The organism is Bariatricus sp. HCP28S3_A7, assembly GCF_052066375.1.
In the GTDB taxonomy this organism is placed as follows: domain Bacteria; phylum Bacillota; class Clostridia; order Lachnospirales; family Lachnospiraceae; genus Allocoprococcus.
This window is the reverse complement of record NZ_JBQHSG010000091.1, coordinates 1-526: the sequence shown is the minus strand read 5'-3', so window position 1 is coordinate 526 and position 526 is coordinate 1. Positions and strand designations below refer to the sequence as shown.

General features: G+C 41.4%; 1 protein-coding gene. It reads right to left on the bottom strand.

Annotated elements, in window-relative coordinates:
• The coding region (locus ACTNA4_RS16120) for an RNA-guided endonuclease TnpB family protein (RefSeq protein ID WP_441031187.1) at nt 1-526 on the bottom strand (526 nt) is incomplete at both ends.

The following is a 526-nucleotide window of genomic DNA, read 5'->3' as shown; positions in this document are numbered from 1 at the left end:
TCTTTTCTCTTCTCTGCTTGGTTCTCACAGACTTCATACTCATAAAGCAGACTTGCATAGTATTTTCCGGAAGGCTCCTGACTTATGGTTACCGACTTCAGGACATACCCCTCCGGTATTTCCCGATGTTTCCTGATCTTCACTTCCTTCAGTTTCGGAAGCCGGATCTTTCCGTTTCTCAGACGAATATTCCCATTCACCACATTCGTTGTATAGCTCTTCCTGCTTCGATGTCTGGACTTGAATTTCGGAAAACCAACAACCGGATTTACAAAAAAATTCTTATAAGCCTTCTCCAAATGAAGCTGCACATTCGCCAGTGCAAGGGAATCTACTTCTTTCAGCCACGGATATTCTTTCTTATAGACTGCCGGAGTCGTCTTCTTCATTTTCTTCGTTGCCTCATATTCCTTTCTCTTGTCATCCAGCATGATATTATAAATAAAACGGCAGCATCCAAATGTTTTAGCAAGAAGTTCTTCCTGTTTTTTATCCGGGTAAATCCGGAATTTATACGCTTTGTTCA